At 36.1% G+C, this 19688-nt stretch carries 21 protein-coding genes; 6 read left to right on the forward strand and 15 right to left on the reverse strand.

Annotation, left to right across the window (positions count from 1 at the left end; genetic code table 11):
- Positions 1-89: 89 nt before the first annotated feature.
- Positions 90-1331, reverse strand: a complete 1242-nt coding sequence (locus AC1Q51_RS09725; RefSeq protein WP_000219588.1) for an amidohydrolase family protein — start codon at positions 1329-1331, stop codon at positions 90-92.
- Between the two features lie 180 nt (positions 1332-1511).
- Here AC1Q51_RS09725 and AC1Q51_RS09730 point away from each other — a divergent pair, with 180 nt between their 5' ends.
- Positions 1512-1697, forward strand: coding sequence for a PspC domain-containing protein (locus tag AC1Q51_RS09730; RefSeq protein ID WP_097925187.1), 186 nt, complete (start codon positions 1512-1514; stop codon positions 1695-1697).
- Positions 1698-1767: 70 nt separating this feature from the next.
- Here the strand turns inward: AC1Q51_RS09730 and AC1Q51_RS09735 are convergent, their stop codons facing one another.
- Complete coding sequence (locus tag AC1Q51_RS09735) at positions 1768-2340, reverse strand: helix-turn-helix domain-containing protein (protein ID WP_000661921.1); 573 nt, start codon at positions 2338-2340, stop codon at positions 1768-1770.
- A 99-nt stretch (positions 2341-2439) separates the two neighbouring features.
- Here AC1Q51_RS09735 and AC1Q51_RS09740 point away from each other — a divergent pair, with 99 nt between their 5' ends.
- Together AC1Q51_RS09740 and AC1Q51_RS09745 are read left to right on the forward strand one after the other, a co-directional pair.
- The gene (locus AC1Q51_RS09740) at positions 2440-3405 is read left to right on the forward strand and encodes a DMT family transporter (RefSeq protein ID WP_069356261.1); all 966 of its coding nucleotides are present in this window, start codon (positions 2440-2442) and stop codon (positions 3403-3405) included.
- Between the two features lie 143 nt (positions 3406-3548).
- On the forward strand, positions 3549-4214 hold the full coding sequence (locus AC1Q51_RS09745) for an aquaporin (RefSeq protein ID WP_000913213.1): 666 nt from the start codon (positions 3549-3551) through the stop codon (positions 4212-4214).
- A gap of 59 nt (positions 4215-4273) precedes the next feature.
- Here the strand turns inward: AC1Q51_RS09745 and AC1Q51_RS09750 are convergent, their stop codons facing one another.
- The 3 genes from AC1Q51_RS09750 to AC1Q51_RS09760 all read right to left on the reverse strand — a co-directional run bounded on the left by AC1Q51_RS09750 (position 4274) and on the right by AC1Q51_RS09760 (position 6937).
- The gene (locus tag AC1Q51_RS09750; RefSeq protein WP_000512998.1) at positions 4274-4705 is read right to left on the reverse strand and encodes an Rrf2 family transcriptional regulator; all 432 of its coding nucleotides are present in this window, start codon (positions 4703-4705) and stop codon (positions 4274-4276) included.
- A gap of 118 nt (positions 4706-4823) precedes the next feature.
- On the reverse strand, positions 4824-6050 hold the full coding sequence (locus AC1Q51_RS09755; RefSeq protein ID WP_090976977.1) for an ABC transporter permease: 1227 nt from the start codon (positions 6048-6050) through the stop codon (positions 4824-4826).
- A 2-nt stretch (positions 6051-6052) separates the two neighbouring features.
- The gene (locus AC1Q51_RS09760; protein WP_000058130.1) at positions 6053-6937 is read right to left on the reverse strand and encodes an ABC transporter ATP-binding protein; all 885 of its coding nucleotides are present in this window, start codon (positions 6935-6937) and stop codon (positions 6053-6055) included.
- A 343-nt stretch (positions 6938-7280) separates the two neighbouring features.
- On the opposite strand from AC1Q51_RS09760, the gene AC1Q51_RS09765 reads away from it, so the two are divergent.
- On the forward strand, positions 7281-8108 hold the full coding sequence (locus AC1Q51_RS09765) for a 5'-nucleotidase, lipoprotein e(P4) family (protein ID WP_000782771.1): 828 nt from the start codon (positions 7281-7283) through the stop codon (positions 8106-8108).
- Positions 8109-8134: 26 nt separating this feature from the next.
- Here the strand turns inward: AC1Q51_RS09765 and motB are convergent, their stop codons facing one another.
- Positions 8135-8923, reverse strand: coding sequence for a flagellar motor protein MotB (gene motB, locus AC1Q51_RS09770; protein ID WP_001256741.1), 789 nt, complete (start codon positions 8921-8923; stop codon positions 8135-8137).
- Complete coding sequence (gene motA, locus AC1Q51_RS09775; RefSeq protein WP_000344862.1) at positions 8913-9707, reverse strand: flagellar motor stator protein MotA; 795 nt, start codon at positions 9705-9707, stop codon at positions 8913-8915. Before motA ends, motB begins: the two co-directional genes overlap by 11 nt.
- 266 nt (positions 9708-9973) lie before the next feature.
- Here motA and AC1Q51_RS09780 point away from each other — a divergent pair, with 266 nt between their 5' ends.
- Complete coding sequence (locus tag AC1Q51_RS09780; protein WP_000720211.1) at positions 9974-10753, forward strand: M15 family metallopeptidase; 780 nt, start codon at positions 9974-9976, stop codon at positions 10751-10753.
- 36 nt (positions 10754-10789) lie between these two features.
- On the opposite strand, the gene AC1Q51_RS09785 is transcribed toward AC1Q51_RS09780, so the two are convergent.
- The 4 genes from AC1Q51_RS09785 to sdhC form a co-directional block, all read right to left on the reverse strand.
- Complete coding sequence (locus AC1Q51_RS09785) at positions 10790-11236, reverse strand: acyl-CoA thioesterase (protein ID WP_000822727.1); 447 nt, start codon at positions 11234-11236, stop codon at positions 10790-10792.
- An 89-nt stretch (positions 11237-11325) separates the two neighbouring features.
- Positions 11326-12087 (reverse strand): succinate dehydrogenase iron-sulfur subunit, encoded by a 762-nt coding sequence (sdhB, locus tag AC1Q51_RS09790; RefSeq protein ID WP_001291830.1) that lies wholly within the window; start codon positions 12085-12087, stop codon positions 11326-11328.
- A complete protein-coding gene (gene sdhA / locus AC1Q51_RS09795) occupies positions 12080-13873 on the reverse strand; it encodes a succinate dehydrogenase flavoprotein subunit (RefSeq protein WP_000676743.1) in 1794 nt (597 codons plus the stop codon). The genes sdhB and sdhA overlap by 8 nt, the downstream gene beginning before the upstream one ends.
- A gap of 13 nt (positions 13874-13886) precedes the next feature.
- The gene (gene sdhC, locus AC1Q51_RS09800; protein WP_000678354.1) at positions 13887-14513 is read right to left on the reverse strand and encodes a succinate dehydrogenase cytochrome B558; all 627 of its coding nucleotides are present in this window, start codon (positions 14511-14513) and stop codon (positions 13887-13889) included.
- Positions 14514-14812: 299 nt separating this feature from the next.
- Between sdhC and AC1Q51_RS09805 the strand changes: the two genes are divergently transcribed.
- The gene (locus AC1Q51_RS09805; RefSeq protein WP_000042214.1) at positions 14813-15262 is read left to right on the forward strand and encodes a YslB family protein; all 450 of its coding nucleotides are present in this window, start codon (positions 14813-14815) and stop codon (positions 15260-15262) included.
- 115 nt (positions 15263-15377) lie between these two features.
- Here the strand turns inward: AC1Q51_RS09805 and uvrC are convergent, their stop codons facing one another.
- From uvrC to etfB, 4 genes are all read right to left on the reverse strand, one after another.
- Positions 15378-17162, reverse strand: a complete 1785-nt coding sequence (gene uvrC / locus AC1Q51_RS09810) for an excinuclease ABC subunit C (RefSeq protein ID WP_000544300.1) — start codon at positions 17160-17162, stop codon at positions 15378-15380.
- Between the two features lie 148 nt (positions 17163-17310).
- Positions 17311-17625: a thioredoxin gene (gene trxA, locus AC1Q51_RS09815; protein ID WP_001018944.1), complete on the reverse strand. Its 315-nt coding sequence runs from the start codon at positions 17623-17625 to the stop codon at positions 17311-17313.
- Positions 17626-17836: 211 nt separating this feature from the next.
- Positions 17837-18814 (reverse strand): electron transfer flavoprotein subunit alpha, encoded by a 978-nt coding sequence (gene etfA, locus AC1Q51_RS09820; protein WP_000101946.1) that lies wholly within the window; start codon positions 18812-18814, stop codon positions 17837-17839.
- Positions 18815-18850: 36 nt separating this feature from the next.
- Positions 18851-19624, reverse strand: coding sequence for an electron transfer flavoprotein subunit beta (etfB, locus tag AC1Q51_RS09825; protein WP_001029028.1), 774 nt, complete (start codon positions 19622-19624; stop codon positions 18851-18853).
- Positions 19625-19688: the final 64 nt, after the last annotated feature.

A 19688-nucleotide genomic window follows, 5' to 3' on the forward strand; every position in this document is an offset into this window, starting at 1 on the left:
CTTTCCTATAAAAAATATACTGTAAGAATAAAAAAGAAGAGTTCTAGACTTACCATTAGAACCCCCCTCAAAATATTTAAACGATTCTTCTACACAAGATTATTTAATTCCACCTCATTTAAACTTCCAACAACAATATTTCCTTTATACACGACTAAACGTTTTTCTGTTTGACGCGCTACTGCTTCAGCAGCGCATGTCGCATTTGTCAAAACAAAACTCGCTTCATCCCCTACATTCGGCCATACTCGCTTCCCTTCATTATTTAACGTTTCTTTTCCTCCTGTAATAAAGCGAAGTGCTTTTCCTAAAGACCTTTCGTCACTCCACCCAAAACGCTCTGCTAATCGATTCGCCTTTTGAAGCATATCACCTGTTCCAAACGGTGACCAATGATCTGTAATACTATCATTTCCTAATGAAACCTTAACACCTTTTTTATCTAATAACGGAATTGGGATTACTTGTTTACCAATTGGTACCGTTGAAGTAATATCAATATTTACATTTGCGAGTCTTTCTGCCACTTCTTCAGCCTCTTTATCAGTAACACCACCAAGTCCAAGTGCATGACTAATTGTTACACGACCTTGCCATCCTGCTTCTTCTGTTAAACTTGCCAATCTCTTCATCGTAAATGTTCCAAGATTATTCGCATCATGCAAATGAATATCAACATCCGCATTAAATTCTACTGCGATATCCATAATTGTATGTAATGATTTTTCAATGTCATTATCCACTGTAGCTGGATCTACGCCTCCGACTAGATGAGCACCCATACGCATCGCATCTTTCACGAGTTGCACAGAATTACTGCGCAATAATCCATGTTGCGGAAACGCAACAATTCTACTAGACACTCGATTTTTATATGTTTCTAATGCCGCTAACGTCGCCTCCAAATTACCAAGCCCAATAATTGGATCAACATTACAATGCGTTCTAATATTCGTTGCACCATTTTGCAGTAGTAACTCTAGCATATTTTCCGCTCTATTTTGGGCAGTCGCTAATTGCTTTGGTAAAATTTTTTCTTCTTCATTAAAACGTGTAAAAATACTTTCTGCTGGCATACAAGCTTTCCAAGGACCACTATAATATGTCTTATCAATGTGAATATGCATCTCTTCGAAAGCGGGCAAAATTAATAAACGATTAGCATCAAGAATGAGTACCCCTTCCTCTTGAACAGTCCCTGCTATAATTTTTTTAATTCGTCCCTCTTCAATAAGTAAACTACATAACTCTGTTTCTGTTTTTGAAATTCTCCCCTCTTCATATGTATACCCCGATTCAAGCGTTACATTAGTCAACCAATATACCGTCATCTCTATTTCCCCACCCTTTATTAAAAGTTACCTCTTACTATAACTTTAATATAAACTGAAAATTAAGACAATTAATATGACTGTTCCCTAAAAAAATGTCATACAACCTCATAGTCTCCTCATAGATTTCCATATAGAATAGAAGTATAGAGTTTGCTATAAAAAGGAGTGTATTGGAAGATGTCAAAAAGATTATGTAAATCCGAAACTGATAAAATGCTATTTGGTATATGCGGTGGTTTAGGAGAATATTTTGATATTAGCTCTACTCTCATTCGCATACTTTGGGTCATTGCAGTTTTATGTTTTGGGACGGGGTTTTTAGTTTATTTTATTTTTTTATTACTTATGCCACGCTCTTACTAATAACATTCTTTCATATATTTGAGCATAGTGTATACAAAATCCCCTATAGATTTTTCTATAGGGGATTTTTTCATGAAGAATATTTCATCGTTAAATGTAATACCGCCACTTCTTCTTCTTCATTTTTATAAATATGCTTCTTATTCGCTTCAAATTGAATGGAATCAAACTCATTTAATTCATATACATCATTCTCCACTTGAATAGACACTTTCCCTTTCATTACCGTTACAAGCTCAATCGCACCTTCATGATGAGCTTCTGGTTCATATATACTATTTGATCGTAAACAAGCACGGTGCATTTCCATCCCTGTTTCTTTCGTATAACGGAACATCGTTTCTAAATGCCATGCTTGTCCTACATCTACTGCAAATCCTTCTCCACAGCGCGCAACGGCTACTGGTTCTCCAAAAACCATTAATCTAGATAAAGGAATTGATAACCCTTTCGTTATTTTCCAAATGACAGCTAGCGTCGGATTTGTTTCCCCTCTTTCGATCTTTCCTAATGTTAATTTACTAACTCCTGTTTTATGAGCTAATTCTTCTAAACTTAATTTCTGTTCATTTCGAATTTGTCTCAATAACTGTCCAACTTGTTGAATGACTTCTTTCGTTTGCATATCTTCATTTTCTTTCATATATAAAACCACCTCTAAGTATAAAATAGTTTACTTTTATTCAATTAAAGTATATCATACTATACATAATTATTTATTTTGAAAGGAGTGCTATACTTCATGCGCGCAATTTTATTAGGTCTTTTATCATCGGCCTTTTTTTCTGCAACCTTTATTATTAATAGAGCAATGAATGTATCTGGAACGAGCTGGGCTTGGACAGCTTCCTTCCGTTTTTTATTTGCTCTCCCTATTTTATTCCTTATCGTTTTATTTCGCAAAAACTTTAGGGGATTATGGGAAGAGTTAAAAAAACATCCATTGGCGTGGATCGGATGGGGTTCTGTTGCCGGTATTGGTTTTTATTCTTTATTAAGTTTCGCAGCTGTCTTTTCTCCAGCTTGGCTCGTTGCTGGAACTTGGCAAGTTACGATTTTAGCTGGTTTACTACTATCACCACTATTTTTTGTGAAAATAGAAACAAAATCAGGTACGAAACTTGTACGTGGAAAAATTCCACTTCGTAGCTTATATGTTGCTTTATTTATTTTACTTGGTGTAATTTGTATGCAAGCAACTGCCGCAGGCCATATTACAATGACTCAGTTCATTTCAGGTTTTTTACCTGTCGTATTAGCCGCTTTCTTATATCCGTTCGGTAACCGAAAAATGATGGAGCTTGTTGGCGGACGCCTTGATACGTTCCAACGTGTATTAGGAATGGCAATTGGAAGTCTTCCTATAACAATTTTGCTTGGTGTATACGGATTTTCTACTACGGGTATTCCAACATCTAGCCAAATGCTTCAAGGATTTTTGTTAGCATTATGTTCCGGCGTTATTGCAACGATGACATTTTTCTTTGCTACTGACTTAGCAAAAGATAACCTGGCTTTACTTGGAGCTGTTGAAGCAACACAAGCTGGAACGATGGTCTTTACCGTACTTGGAGAAATTGTTTTCTTGAATGGTTCGTTTCCTGGCGGGCTTTCCCTACTTGGAATGATTATTATTATGTTAGGAATGGTTGCAAATAGTATTTTAAACCGATCTATTCCAGCCGTTAAACAGAAAAAATCAGCATAAAAAAAGAGTATGGTTCTATAGAGATGAACCATACTCTTTTTTATTGTCCCCCTATTTCGCCTTATCAGAATAGTATTTCATTGGCTGTTTATACTAAAACGTATGTTATAATACGTTTCATGCGCATTAATAGGAGGTAAATTATGTTAAAAAAAGCAATCGCTGAATTTATTGGTACCTTTGTACTTGTATTATTCGGAACTGGAGTAGCTGTCACTGGCGGCGGAATCGAAGGAATTGGAACATTAGGAATCGCTATGGCTTTCGGCTTATCTATTGTAGCTATGGCATATAGCATCGGAACAATTTCTGGATGTCACATTAACCCAGCAGTATCAGTAGCTATGTTCATCAACAAACGCATGAACGCTATGGAACTTTGTTATTATGTATTAGCTCAAATTTTAGGTGGTTTATTAGGAACTGCAACGTTAGTAACAATTTTAAAATCTGCTAAAACACCTTTAGATAATTTAGGACAAAATGGTTTCGGAACTCTTGGTTTATCTGGAGCATTTTTAGTTGAGTTCATTTTAACTTTCGTATTTATTTTAGTTATCGTCGCTGTAACAGGTAAAAAAGGAAGTTCTTCTTTAGCTGGACTAGTAATTGGTTTCACATTAGTTTTAATCCACTTATTAGGAATTCCGTTAACTGGAACATCTGTTAACCCAGCTCGTAGTATCGCACCAGCTTTATTTGTTGGTGGAGAAGCACTTTCTCAACTATGGGTATTCATCGTAGCACCAATTCTTGGTGGTATCTTCGCAGCTATCGTAGGTAAATTCATTTTAAATACTGAAAAATAGAATTTTCAATATTTCTGAATAAAAAAAAGCGAGCCCTCATTATGAGGAAGCTCGCTTTTTTATTCTTTCATTTTAGACTTTAAATTTGTAACTAATTGATCTACCGTTACATTTGCAAGCACGTTTTCCATCGCTTCTTGCGCTTGCATTAAAATAATTTCTAATACTGATTGAATATTAGCTCCTACTGGACATTCAATGTTGGGATTTTCATGGAAGGAAAATAGCTGTCCTTCTTCTACAACTTCCACTGCTTTATATACATCAAGTAATGTAATTTCTTCTAAATCTCGAGCAAGTGTCGTACCACCTTTACCAGCTTGTACATCAACAAGTCCTGCTCTCTTCAACATTCCTGTAATGCGACGAATCACAACTGGATTTGTATTCACACTACCGGCAATCCATTCAGAGGTACAGCGAGAGTTTCGATCTATCGCAAGTAATGTCAGCATATGAACACCTACTGTAAAACGACTACTAATCCCCATCTGCACACCCTCCTTTTTATTCATTCTATTAAAAGACGACTCTTATTATTATATACTATTTTTAATTTATACATAAAGAAAAAGCATGATTTCAATAGGAAATCATGCTTTTCTCTCATTATTGACGCTTTATAAATTTCGCTAAATCTTTAAATTTCACTTTATCTGAGTAATTCATTACGCCATTTACGTAAATGCGGCTTGTAACAGCATTTAATATCGCAATTGTCGCCAATAAGACTGCTAATGTTATCGTAATTTCTAGCATACCTGCTTCACCAGCTACAATACGTGAGAAGGTAACCATCGGTGTAAAAAATGGAACGTAAGAACTTACAACAACGATAGTACTATTCGGATCACTTAATGATTTAATACTAATGAAGAATGCAGCCATAATTAAAATCATTACCGGGAAAGATACAGCTTGTAAATCCTCCGTCTTAGACACGACAGCTCCAGCAGCAGCATACATCATTGCATAAAGTAAATATCCCGTAATGAAATAAACAAGAAACATGCTTACAACCTTTGCATCTAATTTCGTAAAGTCAATTGGAATACCAAATAGTGAGGCACTTTCTAAATCGACCCAACCTAACAAATATGGAATAAGATAACCACACGCCAATATGACAAGTTGCAATAAAGCCGTTGAAACAACCGCTAAAATTTTCGCATACATCATCGTAAGAGGTTTCACTTTCGGAAGCATTACTTCCATTACACGTGACGCCTTCTCAGATGCAATATTCATTGCGATTGTATTTCCGAACGCTACAATAAACATATATAAAGCAAATGTAAAGAAATAGGCAATTCCGAAAGAAGATGTACGATCTTTTATCGCTTCTTGCTTTACTTGAATTTCTGTTTGTAATTGCTGTGCAATTTCTGGTGAAACATTATTTTTGGCAATTGTCACCATCGTATATTGTTGCTTTAAATATCCTGCCATAATTGCAGAAGTTGCTTGGCTTGGAAATCCATTATACATATATGTAATCGATGGAGCCCCACCCTTTTCCGTCACATGGAATAGACCATCTAAATCGCCTTCTTCTACTTGCTTATGCAGTTTATCAAAATCATCCTTTGAACCAAGTGTTATTTTTGCTGATGGCAATAGCTTATTTAGCTCATCTTTTTGTACTTTATATGTGTAACTCTCTACTACAACTGCAATTTTATCTTTATCCTTATTTTTATCATCGCCTGAAGTAAAATGATTAAATGCAAAAATCCCAAACACAACTAAAAATAAAATGGCACTCGTAATTAATGATTTTTTAGATAAAAATGCTTCCCTAAAATAAAATGAAAATACGTGAGAAAATTTACGCATCGTTATTTCGCCCTCTCTACAAAGATTTCATTTAACGTCGGCTCTAACATTTTGAATTGTCGTAAGCTAACACCTTGCTCTTGCAACTGTTGCAAAATCTTGAGAGCTTCCGCATCGTCTTGTACTTTCACATAAAGAAGGCCTTGTTGTTTTTCATACGATACATGTATAGCCTCTAATCCCTTTTCATTCTCTACTGTATCTTCAATCGTTAAATTACGGAAACCGTATTCTTTCTTAATATCACTTAGCTGTCCTTTTACGACTGCTTCACCTTTTTTCAAAATACATACATGTTGGCAAAAAGCCTCTACTTGTTCCATACGATGACTTGATAAAATAATCGTCTTTCCGCTCTGTACTTGTTCTTCAATAATACTAGCTAACATCCCGGCGTTAACTGGATCAAGGCCGCTGAATGGTTCATCTAAAATGAGAAGTTCCGGATTATGAAGAAGAGCAGCAATTAATTGGATTTTTTGCTGATTCCCTTTTGAAAGCTCTCCAGCCGTTTTAAATTTATATTCTGGTATCGCTAAACGCTCTAACCAATGATCAATAGCTTGATCTACTTCTTTCTTCGACATTCCTTCTAATCTACCAAAATATCGCAACTGATCTATTACTCTACTTTTTGTATATAAACCTCTTTCTTCTGGTAAATACCCAATTGTTACGCCACTATCCCCAAATGCTTTTCCATCCCACGTAATCGTACCTTCATTAGGCGTTAATAATCCGAGAAGCATTTTGATTGTTGTTGTTTTCCCTGCACCATTTCGTCCAAGTAATCCTAGTACTTCACCTTTTGGTAACGAAATTTGCAAACCGTTAACTGCTTTTGATTCCCCAAATTGTTTCGTTAAGTTTTGAATTTGTAAACTCAAAGTATAAAGCCTCCCCTTTAGTATCATTCGTACTCTCTTTCAAAGACTATGTTTATTCAAGAAAAAATATAGCACTACACTTCATCCTCTTATATGTAAACACCGTCATTAATCCATCATTTGTTCTATTTAGTTAAAATTGTAAATAACAAAACCCTTTTTGTCAATTATAATTGTCATTACGACAATAAAACTTGTCAAAATAACTATTATTATTTTGCTCATCTTTCTAATATAGGACATACTACTATATATACAAAAGACAATATGCAAATGTTCATATAAAAATATTATATTTTAATATATAATATAAAATGATTTTCTAACATCAAGGAGGATACATATGAAGATGAAGAGGGGCATTACCACTCTATTATCTGTAGCGGTTCTATCTACATCACTTGTAGCATGTTCAGGAACACCAGAGAAAACAGTGGCGAAAGAAGAGAAAGTAAAATTAACAGAACAGCAATTAATGGCTGATTTATGGTATCAAACAGCTGGCGAAACGAAAGCACTTTACTACCAAGGGTACAATATCGGTCAATTAAAGCTTGATGCAGTTCTTGCAAAAGGGACAGAGAAAAAACCTGCTATCGTACTTGATTTAGACGAAACTGTTTTAGATAACAGTCCTCATCAAGCAATGAGCGTAAAAACAGGCAAAGGCTATCCTTACAAATGGGATGATTGGATTAATAAAGCTGAGGCTGAAGCCCTTCCAGGCGCAATTGATTTCTTAAAATATACAGAGTCTAAAGGTGTAGATATTTACTACATCTCAAATCGTAAAACGAACCAACTAGATGCAACAATTAAAAATCTTGAGCGTGTAGGTGCTCCTCAAGCAACGAAAGAACATATATTACTACAAGATCCGAAAGAAAAAGGAAAAGAAAAACGCCGTGAACTCGTTTCTCAAACCCATGATATTGTCTTATTCTTCGGTGATAACTTATCTGATTTCACAGGTTTTGATGGAAAATCTGTAAAAGATCGTAACCAAACAGTAGAAGATTCAAAAGCACAATTTGGTGAGAAATTCATTATTTTCCCGAATCCAATGTATGGCGATTGGGAAGGCGCTTTATATGATTATGATTTCAAAAAATCAGATGCAGAAAAAGATAAAATCCGTCGCGACAACTTAAAATCATTTGAAGTAAAATAAAAGAGGATGGCATTCGCCATCCTCTTTTATTTTACTTTCTCTGTTAAAGGCAAGATAAACACTTCCACACGTCTATTCTTTGCCTTTCCTTCTTGTGTATCGTTTGGAGCAATTGAACGGTATTCTCCGTATCCAATCGCACTAAATTTTTCTGGTTGTAATTCTTTATTTTGCAGTAATACTTGCATAAAATTAACTGCCCGCTGCGTACTTAATTCCCAATTCGACGCAAACTGCGCATTGGCAATAGGGACATTATCCGTATGACCCGATACTGTAATTTCACGAGGTGACGCTGAAACAAGTAAGCTAGACATCTCTTTCGCAATCCCTAAAGATTCTAATTTCACATCTGCTTTCCCCGAATCAAACAGTATATTTTCTAATATTGTCACCATTAATCCCTTTTCAGTTAATTTAGTTTGAAAAGAAGAGGATAATTGTTTTTCATTAATATATTGATCAATCTTTTTTTGTAATGCTTTCAATTCATCCATCTCTTTTTTTTCTTTAGCTCTAGCTTCTTCTTGTTTTTTTGCTTGTTCTGCCTCAAGGCTACTTGCTGATAATTCTTTTTCCTCATTTGGCTTTTGATCACTTAAAAATTCTTTGTTACCTGTTCCCCCAGCTAATTCACTTCGAAAAGCAACTGCCATCTGTTTAAACTTCGCAGCATCTATACTACTCATTGCGAATAAAACGATAAACAATGCAAATAACAACGTTAACATATCAGAATATGGAATTAACCACGTTTCATCGATATGCTCATCATGTTTTTTCTTTTTGCCTCTTCTATTTTTCTTACTCCGCATTTTTTTCTGCTCCTTTTTCTAGCTTTTTACGCTCAGTTGCAGAAAGTGCACCTAAAATGCGGTTCTTCATAATAAACGGATATGTACCTTCTTGTAGCATTAATAAACAATCAATGATTAAACGTTTTTTCTCAATTTCAGCTGAAGATTTTTGCTTTAACTTATTTGCAAATGGATGCCATAATACATAACCTGAAAAAATACCAAAAATCGTTGCAATAAACGCACCCGAAATAGCATGACCTAACTTTTCAATATCAGTTAAGTTACCAAGCGCAGCTACAAGACCGATAACAGCACCTAAAACTCCTAATGTCGGTGCATACGTACCAGCTTGTGAAAAAATAGCAGCTCCCTTTGCATGTCTTTCTTCAATTGCCTCTAATTCAGATTCCAAAATCTGCTCTAAATCTTCTGCGGATACGCCATCAATCACAAATTTCATACCGCGCAAAAGAAATTCATCTTGAATTTTGTCTAATTGTTGCTCTAAAGACAAAATACCGTATTTTCTACTTTCAGATGTCCAATGAACAAATAATTCTAGCAACTGTTCATAACTTAAATCCTTTTTATTTGAACCAAAAAGAACTTTAAATAGTTTTGGAACCCTTTTTAGTTGATTCATCGGAAATGCAATACATACTGCAGCAAATGTACCGATAAAAATAATTAATGCTGCGGCAGGATTTAATAAGGCTGTTACGTCAGCGCCCTTGACGACCATCCCTACTACCACTGCTAAAAATCCTAAAACAAGTCCAATAATTGTTGCAAAATCCATTCCCATTCACTCCTAGTCTATACAAGAAGTTCTTTATTCTCGATAATCGCTACATCTTCTTATGTATATATATTACATAAAAAATGCAATTCATGAAAGATAAGAAATGAATTATATAAAAAAATACTACAAATTCACACATTTTCTGACATTTTCTTTGCATTTCTATTACGTTATGACTCTTATATTCCTTTTCCAACAAACTAGACTTATAATAAAAAAACGATACACATTTTATTAAGAAGGGACTGTGATTACAAGGCATTATGAAAAAGATAATAATTATTTCTGCCACTACTATTGTAATCGGTATCACATCTTTCACTTACTTTGGTTCTAAATCACCACTACATAATGAAGCGAAAGCTGTCGAAAGTCAAAAACATACTAACCACCCAAAAGAAGAGATTCCTGCTTTTCCAAAAGCTGATCATAATGCAAAGAAAATAGACAATAACTTTTCAGTTGTAACAAATCCAAAATCTAATCTTGTCTTAATTAATAAACATCGAAAACTACCAGATGGATACATTCCTGAAGACTTAACGAGACCAAACGTACCATTTGCTAGTCCAAAAGATAAAGAAAAAACATTGCTACGCAAAGATGCTGCAGAGGCACTTGAAAACATGTTCAAAGCTGCGAAAAAAGAAGGGCTTGATCTTACAGCTGTATCTGGTTATCGTTCATACAAACGCCAAAAATCGTTGCATGATACATACGTTAGGCGTCAAGGAAAAGCTGAGGCTAATTCAGTAAGCGCAATTCCTGGTACGAGTGAACACCAAACGGGTTTAGCAATGGATATTAGTTCAAAAACAGCTAAATTTCAATTAGAGCCTATTTTCGGGGAGACAGCAGAAGGAAAATGGGTCGCGGAACACGCTCATGAATTCGGCTTTGTCATTCGTTACTTAGAAGATAAAACAGATACAACAGAATATGCATATGAACCATGGCACTTACGCTACGTTGGTAATCCATACGCTACATACCTATATAAACATCACTTAACATTAGAAGAAGCGATGGAAGACAAAAAATAAGAGAGCAAATTGCTCTCTTATTTTTCTTTCACTCTATCATTGTAGTAATTTCTTCTTCCATTCTTCAGGCCATGGTTCGCCTCTTCCTGTTTTTTTCGACGCTTGAACCATCATTCCACGACCTACTAAACAAACCTCTCCTTCTGCATTCTTCACCATATAATGTAGATCTAAAGAAGAGTTCCCAACCGATCCTGCCTTTACATACACCTTCAACTGTTCATCAAAATATATTTGCTTAATAAAATTACATTGTAAATCCGCAACAACGATCATCGTTTCTGATGATGCATGTGTCCACTCTTGCATAAATCCAAGTTCTTTAAACAACGCGATACGAGCTTCTTCAAAATAAGTAAAAGCAACGACATTATTTACATGTCCAAACATATCTACTTCACCAAAACGAACCTTTACAGGATTGTAAAATGAAAAACCACTTTCCCATTTCTCGAAGTCTTCAATATAAGAAATTCTCTTCAACGCTATCTCCCCTTCCTGCCAAAAAAACAGAATAAACTGAAAAATGAAGTTATAAATATTGCCCCTTCAAGATGAAGAGGCAATATTTATTAATAGTTATTATCGCTACCAAAGAAATCTTTGAACGATTGAATTGTTGTATCACGGTTTAATGCCGCAATTGAAGTTGTTAAAGGAATACCCTTCGGACATGATTGCACACAGTTTTGAGAGTTACCACAGTTTGCTAGTCCTCCATCTCCCATAATTGCACGTAAGCGATCTGCTTTATGCATTTCACCCGTTGGATGTGAGTTGAATAAACGAGCTTGTGATAACGGCGCTGGTCCAATAAAGTCAGACTTACTGTTTACGTTTGGACATGATTCTAAGCAAACACCACATGTCATACATTTTGAAAGCTCATAAGCCCATTGACGCTTTTTCTCAGGCATTCTTGGTCCTGGACCTAAGTCATACGTACCATCAATTGGAATCCAAGCTTTAACGCGTTTTAGAGCATTAAACATGCGACTGCGATCAACTTGTAAATCACGTACAACTGGGAATGTCTTCATCGGCTTTAAGCGAATTGGCTGTTCTAATTGGTCAATAAGAGCCGTACATGATTGACGTGGCTTTCCGTTAATAACCATCGAACATGCACCGCATACTTCCTCTAAGCAGTTCATATCCCATGCGATCGGAGTTGTTTGGTTTCCTTTTGAATCAACAGGATTACGACGAATTTCCATAAGCGCCGAAATAATATTCATATTAGGACGATATGGAATTTCAAACTCTTGGTCAAACTCTTGTGCATCTGGTCCATCTTGTCTCGTAATGATGAGGCGGATTGTTTTCTCAGACATGTTGTTTATCCCCCTTCTCTTCACCCTTAGCAGCTACATCATGTTTTGAAGAATAATCACGTTTACGTGGTTTAATTAATGAAACATCAACGTCTTCGTAATGGAATGCTGGTGCATTTCCTTCTCCTTCAAATTTTGCCATAGTAGTTTTTAAGAAGTTTGCATCATCACGATTTGGGAATTCAGGTTTGTAATGCGCCCCGCGGCTCTCATTACGGTTATATGCGCCAATTGTAATAACACGTGCTAACTCAAACATATTTGCAAGTTGACGTGTAAATGAAGCACCTTGGTTACTCCATCTCGCTGTATCGTTAATGTTAATACGTTTGTAACGATCCATTAACTCTTCAATTTTCGCATCTGTTTCTAATAACTTTTTATTTTCACGAACTACTGTAACGTTATCTGTCATCCATTCTCCAAGCTCTTTATGAAGAACATATGCATTTTCATTACCATCCATCGTTAAAATATTGTTAAATTTCTCTGTTTCGATTAATTCATTTTGCTCATATACAGTAGATGAAACAGCATCTGATGATTTAGAAAGACCTTTCATATATTCAATTGCGTTTGGTCCTGCTACCATACCACCGTAAATTGCTGATAATAGTGAGTTTGCACCAAGGCGGTTACCACCGTGCATAGAATAATCACACTCACCTGCTGCAAATAAACCTGGAATACTAGTCATTTGCTTATAGTCAACCCATAGTCCACCCATTGAATAGTGAACAGCTGGGAAGATTTTCATTGGTAGTTTACGAGGATCATCCCCTGTAAATTTCTCATAGATTTCAATAATTCCACCAAGTTTAATATCTAGTTCTTTCGGATCTTTATGAGAAAGATCTAAGTACACCATGTTTTCACCGTTAATACCTAGTTTTTGCTCTACGCAAACATCAAAGATTTCACGCGTTGCGATATCACGAGGTACAAGGTTTCCGTAAGCCGGATATTTTTCTTCTAAGAAGTACCATGGTTTACCATCTTTATATGTCCAAACACGTCCACCTTCACCACGTGCAGATTCACTCATAAGACGTAATTTATCGTCTCCAGGAATTGCCGTTGGGTGAATTTGAATGAACTCACCATTTGCATAATATGCACCTTGTTGATATACAGCAGAAGCTGCTGTACCTGTATTAATAATGGAGTTTGTTGATTTTCCGAAAATGATACCAGGGCCCCCTGTTGCCATAATCACGGCATCAGCTCCGAAACTTTTAATCTCCATAGTTTGTAAGTCTTGTGCAACGATTCCTCGGCACACACCTTCATCATCAACAACAGCTCGTAAGAAATCCCAGCCTTCATATTTCGTTACAAGTCCTGCTACTTCGTGACGACGTACTTGCTCATCTAATGCGTAAAGTAATTGCTGTCCAGTTGTTGCACCAGCAAATGCTGTACGGTGATGTTGCGTTCCACCAAATCGACGGAAATCAAGAAGTCCTTCTTCCGTACGGTTGAACATAACACCCATACGGTCCATTAAATGAATGATACCAGGTGCTGCTTCACACATTGCTTTAACTGGTGGTTGGTTCGCTAAGAAGTCCCCACCATAAATTGTATCGTCAAAGTGGATCCATGGAGAATCCCCTTCACCTTTCGTATTTACGGCACCGTTAATTCCGCCCTGAGCACATACAGAATGTGAACGTTTTACTGGTACTAAAGAAAACAGTTCAACATTTACTCCTGCTTCTGCCGCTTTAATCGTTGCCATTAAGCCAGCCAAGCCACCGCCGACTACTATAAGTTTCCCTTTCATGCTCTCCCACTCCTTACTGATTTGCTAGCTGTGGATCGATGAACGCTAATAATGCACTCACACCTACATAAGATAGACCTAAGAAAATAGCTAATGTTACATAAGTAGAGATTCTTTGTGAACGTGGAGATACTGTAATTCCCCAGCTGATGCAGAATGTCCATAGTCCATTTGCAAAGTGGAAAATTGTTGAAACAACACCAACTAAGTAGAATGCAAACATAGCTGGATTGTTTAAAATATCTGCCATCATATCATAGTTTACCTCTTTACCTAACATTGCTTGAATACGAGTTTCCCAGACGTGCCAAGAAATGAAAATCAGCGTAACGATACCTGAAATTCTTTGGAAAACGAACATCCAGTTACGGAAATAACCGTAAGAAACCGCATTGTTCTTAGCTGTAAATGCAATATATAAGCCATATATAGCATGGTACAGTATCGGTAAAAAGATGATGAAAATTTCTAGCGCATACCGGAATGGAAGGAGCTCCATAAAGCCTGCAGCCTTGTTAAAAGCCTCTGCTCCTCTTGTTGCAAAGTTGTTTACAATTAGATGTTGCGTCAAAAAGACACCAACCGGGATGACCCCCATTAATGAGTGCCACTTACGAAACGTATACTCGCGGCCTTTCATGTCCCCATTACCCCCTTGAATGTTTGACTGCTGTTTTCAGATTAATTTATAACAATAATGTTTTTTCACTATTGGCATAAGAAAAACTGAAAAAATTATTCGAAATATTTCAGCATAATTTGATAACAAGTTCATTTTACCCCTATTTTTGTCGAAGCGTCAAGAAAACGTATACATAATTTGCATATAATTTGGCAATTCTTTTTTTCTTCTTAGATATTCAGATTTCCCTAAAGAAAAATCTGTTTTTATAAATGAAAAATGTTATATAATAATCCCTATAGAAAGAGGGGAATATTGTGAGTAAAAATACAATCGATATAACATCTTTAGAAGATGTTTCATTGAACGCCTTCGCTTATGAATTGCTACGTGAAGAATTACTACCTGATTTAATCGGCAACGATTTAGATGGTATTTTATACTGGTCTGGTAGAAACCTTGCAAGAAAATATCCGCTAGAAACAATTGAAGAAGTCATTCAGTTCTTTGAAAAAGCTGGCTGGGGCACTTTAAGCATTATTGAACATAAGCGTCGTGAAATGCAGTTCCAACTTAAAGGCACACTCATTGCAGAACGTCAAAAACAAAAACGACATTCTTCTTATCAACTAGAAGCTGGATTCATCGCTGAACAAATTCAAAAGCAACGGAACGTCGTTGCAGAGTCATACGAAGAAAAGAAAAAACGTTCTGACTCTATTACATTTCTTGTAAAATGGGATATAAAAGATCTCATTGAAGTGTAAGCATTACCTACAGTCAACTAGACATATCAGTTTAGTTGACTTTTTTGTATTTTCATTCAGATGCATTTATTTTAAATCTTCAGAAATTATACCAAAAAACAGAAGACGTTGTAAACTACAACGTCTTCTTATCTGTTAAATACGTATAAATCGTCTCCGCGACATTTTTCGGCATACCCGCTTCGACAAATTCCTCTATAGAAGCTTCTTTCATCTTCTTTAATGAACCAAAATGTTTTAACAATACCTTTTTCCGTTTATCACCTATTCCTGGAATGTCATCCAATGCTGATTGAATGACAGATTTCCCATGTAATTGACGATGGAATGTAATCGCAAATCGATGCACCTCATCTTGAATACGCTGCAATAAATAAAATTCTTGGCTATTTCTCTCAAGCATCACAGGTTCCGGTGGGTCCCCAATAATTAAATGGGAGGTTTTATGTTTATCATCTTTCACAAGACCTGCCATCGGAATATATAATCCGAGCTCATTCTCTAGAATATCACTTGCAGCCGCTAGATGGCCTTTTCCTCCATCAATAATAATCAAATCAGGTAAAGGTGAATTTTCTTTAAGGGCCCTTGTATAACGGCGCCTCACAACTTCTCTCATAGACTCATAATCGTCTGGTCCTTGAACCGTTTTAATTTTATATTTTCGATACTCTTTCTTCGCCGGTTTCCCATCGATAAAAGCAATCATTGCAGAAACAGGATTTGTTCCTTGAATATTTGAGTTATCAAACGCTTCAATACGATACGGCGTTTCAATCCCAAGCTGCTTCCCTAAATGATCTACTGCTTTAATCGTTCGTTCTTCATCACGTTCAATTAAGTAAAACTTCTCTTCAAGAGCAATTTTCGCGTTTTTATTTGCTAATTCTACAAGGTCTTTTTTCTTACCACGTTTCGGCTGTGTCGCTTCTACTTCTAAAAAGCGCTCTACTAATTCCGAGTCTATACTTCCTGGAACGACAATTTCCTTCGGCTTAAAATGACTACTGTTTTCATAAAATTGGCCGATAAACGTTAAAAAGCCCTCTTCTGGTTCATCGTAAATTGGAAACATAGAAACATCACGTTCAATTAGCTTTCCTTTTCGAACGAAGAAAACTTGAACACACATCCATCCTTTATCCACTGCATATCCAAACACATCACGATCCACTAAGTCACTCATAATCATCTTTTGTTTTTCCATAATCGCATCAATATGAGCAATTTGATCACGCAACTCTTTTGCACGTTCAAACTCTAGTTTCTCTGAGGCCTCATACATTTTTACTTCTAATTCTGAACGAACTTCTTTATGTCCACCATTTAAAAACTTAATAATTTCATCTACAATTTCTTTATTTTGTTCTTCCGTCACTTCTTTCACACACGGCGCTAAGCATTGACCCATATGATAATACAAACAAACTTTATCTGGCATATTCGTACATTTCCGAAGTGGATACATACGATCTAGTAGTTTTTTCGTTTCATGAGCAGATTGTGCATTTGGATAAGGACCAAAATACTTTCCTTTATCCTTTTTTACATTTCGAGTAATGAGTAAGCGCGGTTGCTTCTCCGCCGTAATTTTAATAAAAGGATATGTTTTATCATCTTTTAATTGAATATTATATTTCGGATCATATTTTTTAATTAGATTTAACTCTAAAATAAGTGCTTCTAAATTCGAAGAGGTTACGATATATTCAAAATCAACAATTTCTCCTACAAGCCGCAGTGTTTTCCCATCATGTGAACCAGTAAAGTACGAGCGCACACGATTTTTAAGCACTTTTGCCTTTCCAACATATATAACCGTTCCTTGCTTATCTTTCATCAAATAACAACCAGGTTGATCTGGTAAAATAGCCAACTTCTCTTTCAAATGTTCGTGCACTCGTCTCCCTCCATTTCTACATACTTAGCATTTTTATTTTCCCTTGAAAACATACTATGCTCAAACACCCAACATACGTTCTTTTATTGTAACGGAAAGACTGTAAAAAAGAAAATAAAAAAAGCTACCAACTGGTAGCTTTTTTATTTTAGAAATGTTTAGAAACTAATTCTACTAACGCTTCTTTCGGTTTGTAACCTAACGTTTGATCAACTACTTTACCGTCTTTTAATACGAAAAGAGCTGGAATGCTCATTACTTCGAATTGACGAGCAGTTTCTTGGTTCTCATCAACATCTACTTTTACTACTTTTACTTTTTCGCCTAGTTCTGCATCGATTTCCTCTAATACAGGAGCGATCATTTTACAAGGTCCACACCAAGGTGCCCAGAAATCTAATAATACAACACCTTCGCTAGTTTCAGCTGCGAAGCTTTGGTCATTTGCGTTTACAATTGCCATTTTATTTCCTCCTTCAAGTATATTCTACCAAGAGTATATCATTAACTTATATACGTGGCGAATAATATGTATCGTTATGTATTGTAACAAAAAAATGTTCCTTTATACTATATAAAAATATGGATTAAATACTAAAAAGATGAGAGACAGGGGATCTCTCACCTTTTTCTATATATAGGGGTACTTCACTTGGAACTCAAGGGTACTTAAATCATGAATGTACTTTTAACTTTTTAAACTCTTCTGTTAAAAGAGGTACAACTTCGAACAAGTCACCAACAATACCGTAGTCAGCTACTTTGAAGATACTTGCTTCTGGATCTTTATTAATCGCAACGATTATTTTTGAGTTAGACATACCTGCTAAATGCTGAATCGCACCAGAAATACCACATGCAATGTATAAGTCTGGCGTAACAACTTTACCAGTTTGACCAATTTGTAATGAGTACTCACAGTATTCAGCGTCACAAGCACCACGAGATGCCCCAACAGCGCCGCCTAGTACGTCAGCTAACTCTTTTAATGGTTTAAATCCTTCTTCACTCTTCACACCGCGTCCGCCAGCGATAATAACTTTCGCTTCAGAAAGATCCACACCTTCTGCTGTTTTACGGACAACATCTTGAATAATTGTACGTAAATCTTTCACATCAACTGTAATAGAAGATACGTCACCGCTGCGAGACTCATCTTTTTCCAGAGTTGCAATGTTATTTGGACGCACTGTTGCAAATAAGATGCCGTCTGTTACAATCTTCTTCTCGAATGCTTTACCAGAGTAAATTGGACGAGTGAAGATAACATTTCCACCTTCAACCTCTAAAGCAGTTACGTCAGAAACTAAACCAGCTTCAAGCTTCGCTGCTAATTTTGGTGATAAATCTTTACCAAGTGCCGTATGTCCAAAGACAATACCTTCTGGATTTTCTTCAGCATGTACAGCTAAAAACGCTTGTGCATAACCATCAGATGTATATGATTTTAATTTATCATTTTCAACTGTCACAACGCGATCTGCACCGTAATGAATCAATTCATTTGCAAAAGAGGCAACGCTGTCTCCAATTAGAAGACCTACTACTTCACCGCCTTCTGCAATTGTTTTTGCTGCTGCTACCGCTTCAAACGAAACGTTACGTAGCGATCCATCACGAACTTCACCCATTACTAATACTTTACGAGCCATAGATTTTCCCTCCTGCATATATAATTTCGTATTTTATTAGATTACTTTCGCTTCTGTATGGAGCAACGATACAAGTTCTTTTACTTGATCTTGCAGCTCGCCTTGTAACACTTTTCCTGCATCTTTCTTAGGAGGCAAATAGATTTCAATTGTTTTTGTCTTTGCTTCCACATCATCTTCTTCTAAATCTAAATCATCTAATTCTAATTCTTCTAGTGGCTTTTTCTTCGCTTTCATAATACCTGGAAGCGATGGGTAACGAGGTTCATTTAAACCTTGCTGTGCTGTTACTAAAACTGGTAATGAAGTTGCAATCACTTCTGTATCACCTTCAACATCACGCTCAATCTTCACATTTGTACCGTCAATTTCAAGTTTTGTAATTGTCGTTACATATGGAATATTTAACGCTTCAGCTACGCGTGGCCCTACTTGTCCAGATGCACCATCAATTGCAACGTTTCCGCCTAAAATTAAATCTGCATCTTTATCTTTTAAATACTCAGCAAGTACTTTTGCTGTCGTGAACTGGTCACCATTTTCTACATCATCTTCAATATTAATTAATACCGCTTTATCACAGCCCATTGCTAATGCAGTACGAAGTTCTTTCTCACTATCTTCGCCACCGACTGTTACAACTGTAACTTCTCCACCTTGTGCGTCTCTTACTTGAATTGCTTCTTCAATTGCATATTCATCGTAAGGGTTGATGATGAATTCCGCTTCGCCATCGTAAATTGCACCGTTTTTAATTACGATTTTTTCTTCTGTATCAAATGTTCGTTTCATGAGTACGTAGATGTTCATTCCATTTACCCCCTTGTTTTTCAGAAAGATTCTATCAATTTTAATTTTCTGTTAATTTATATTA

The sequence above is a fragment of the Bacillus sp. MT94 genome, assembly GCF_058792475.1.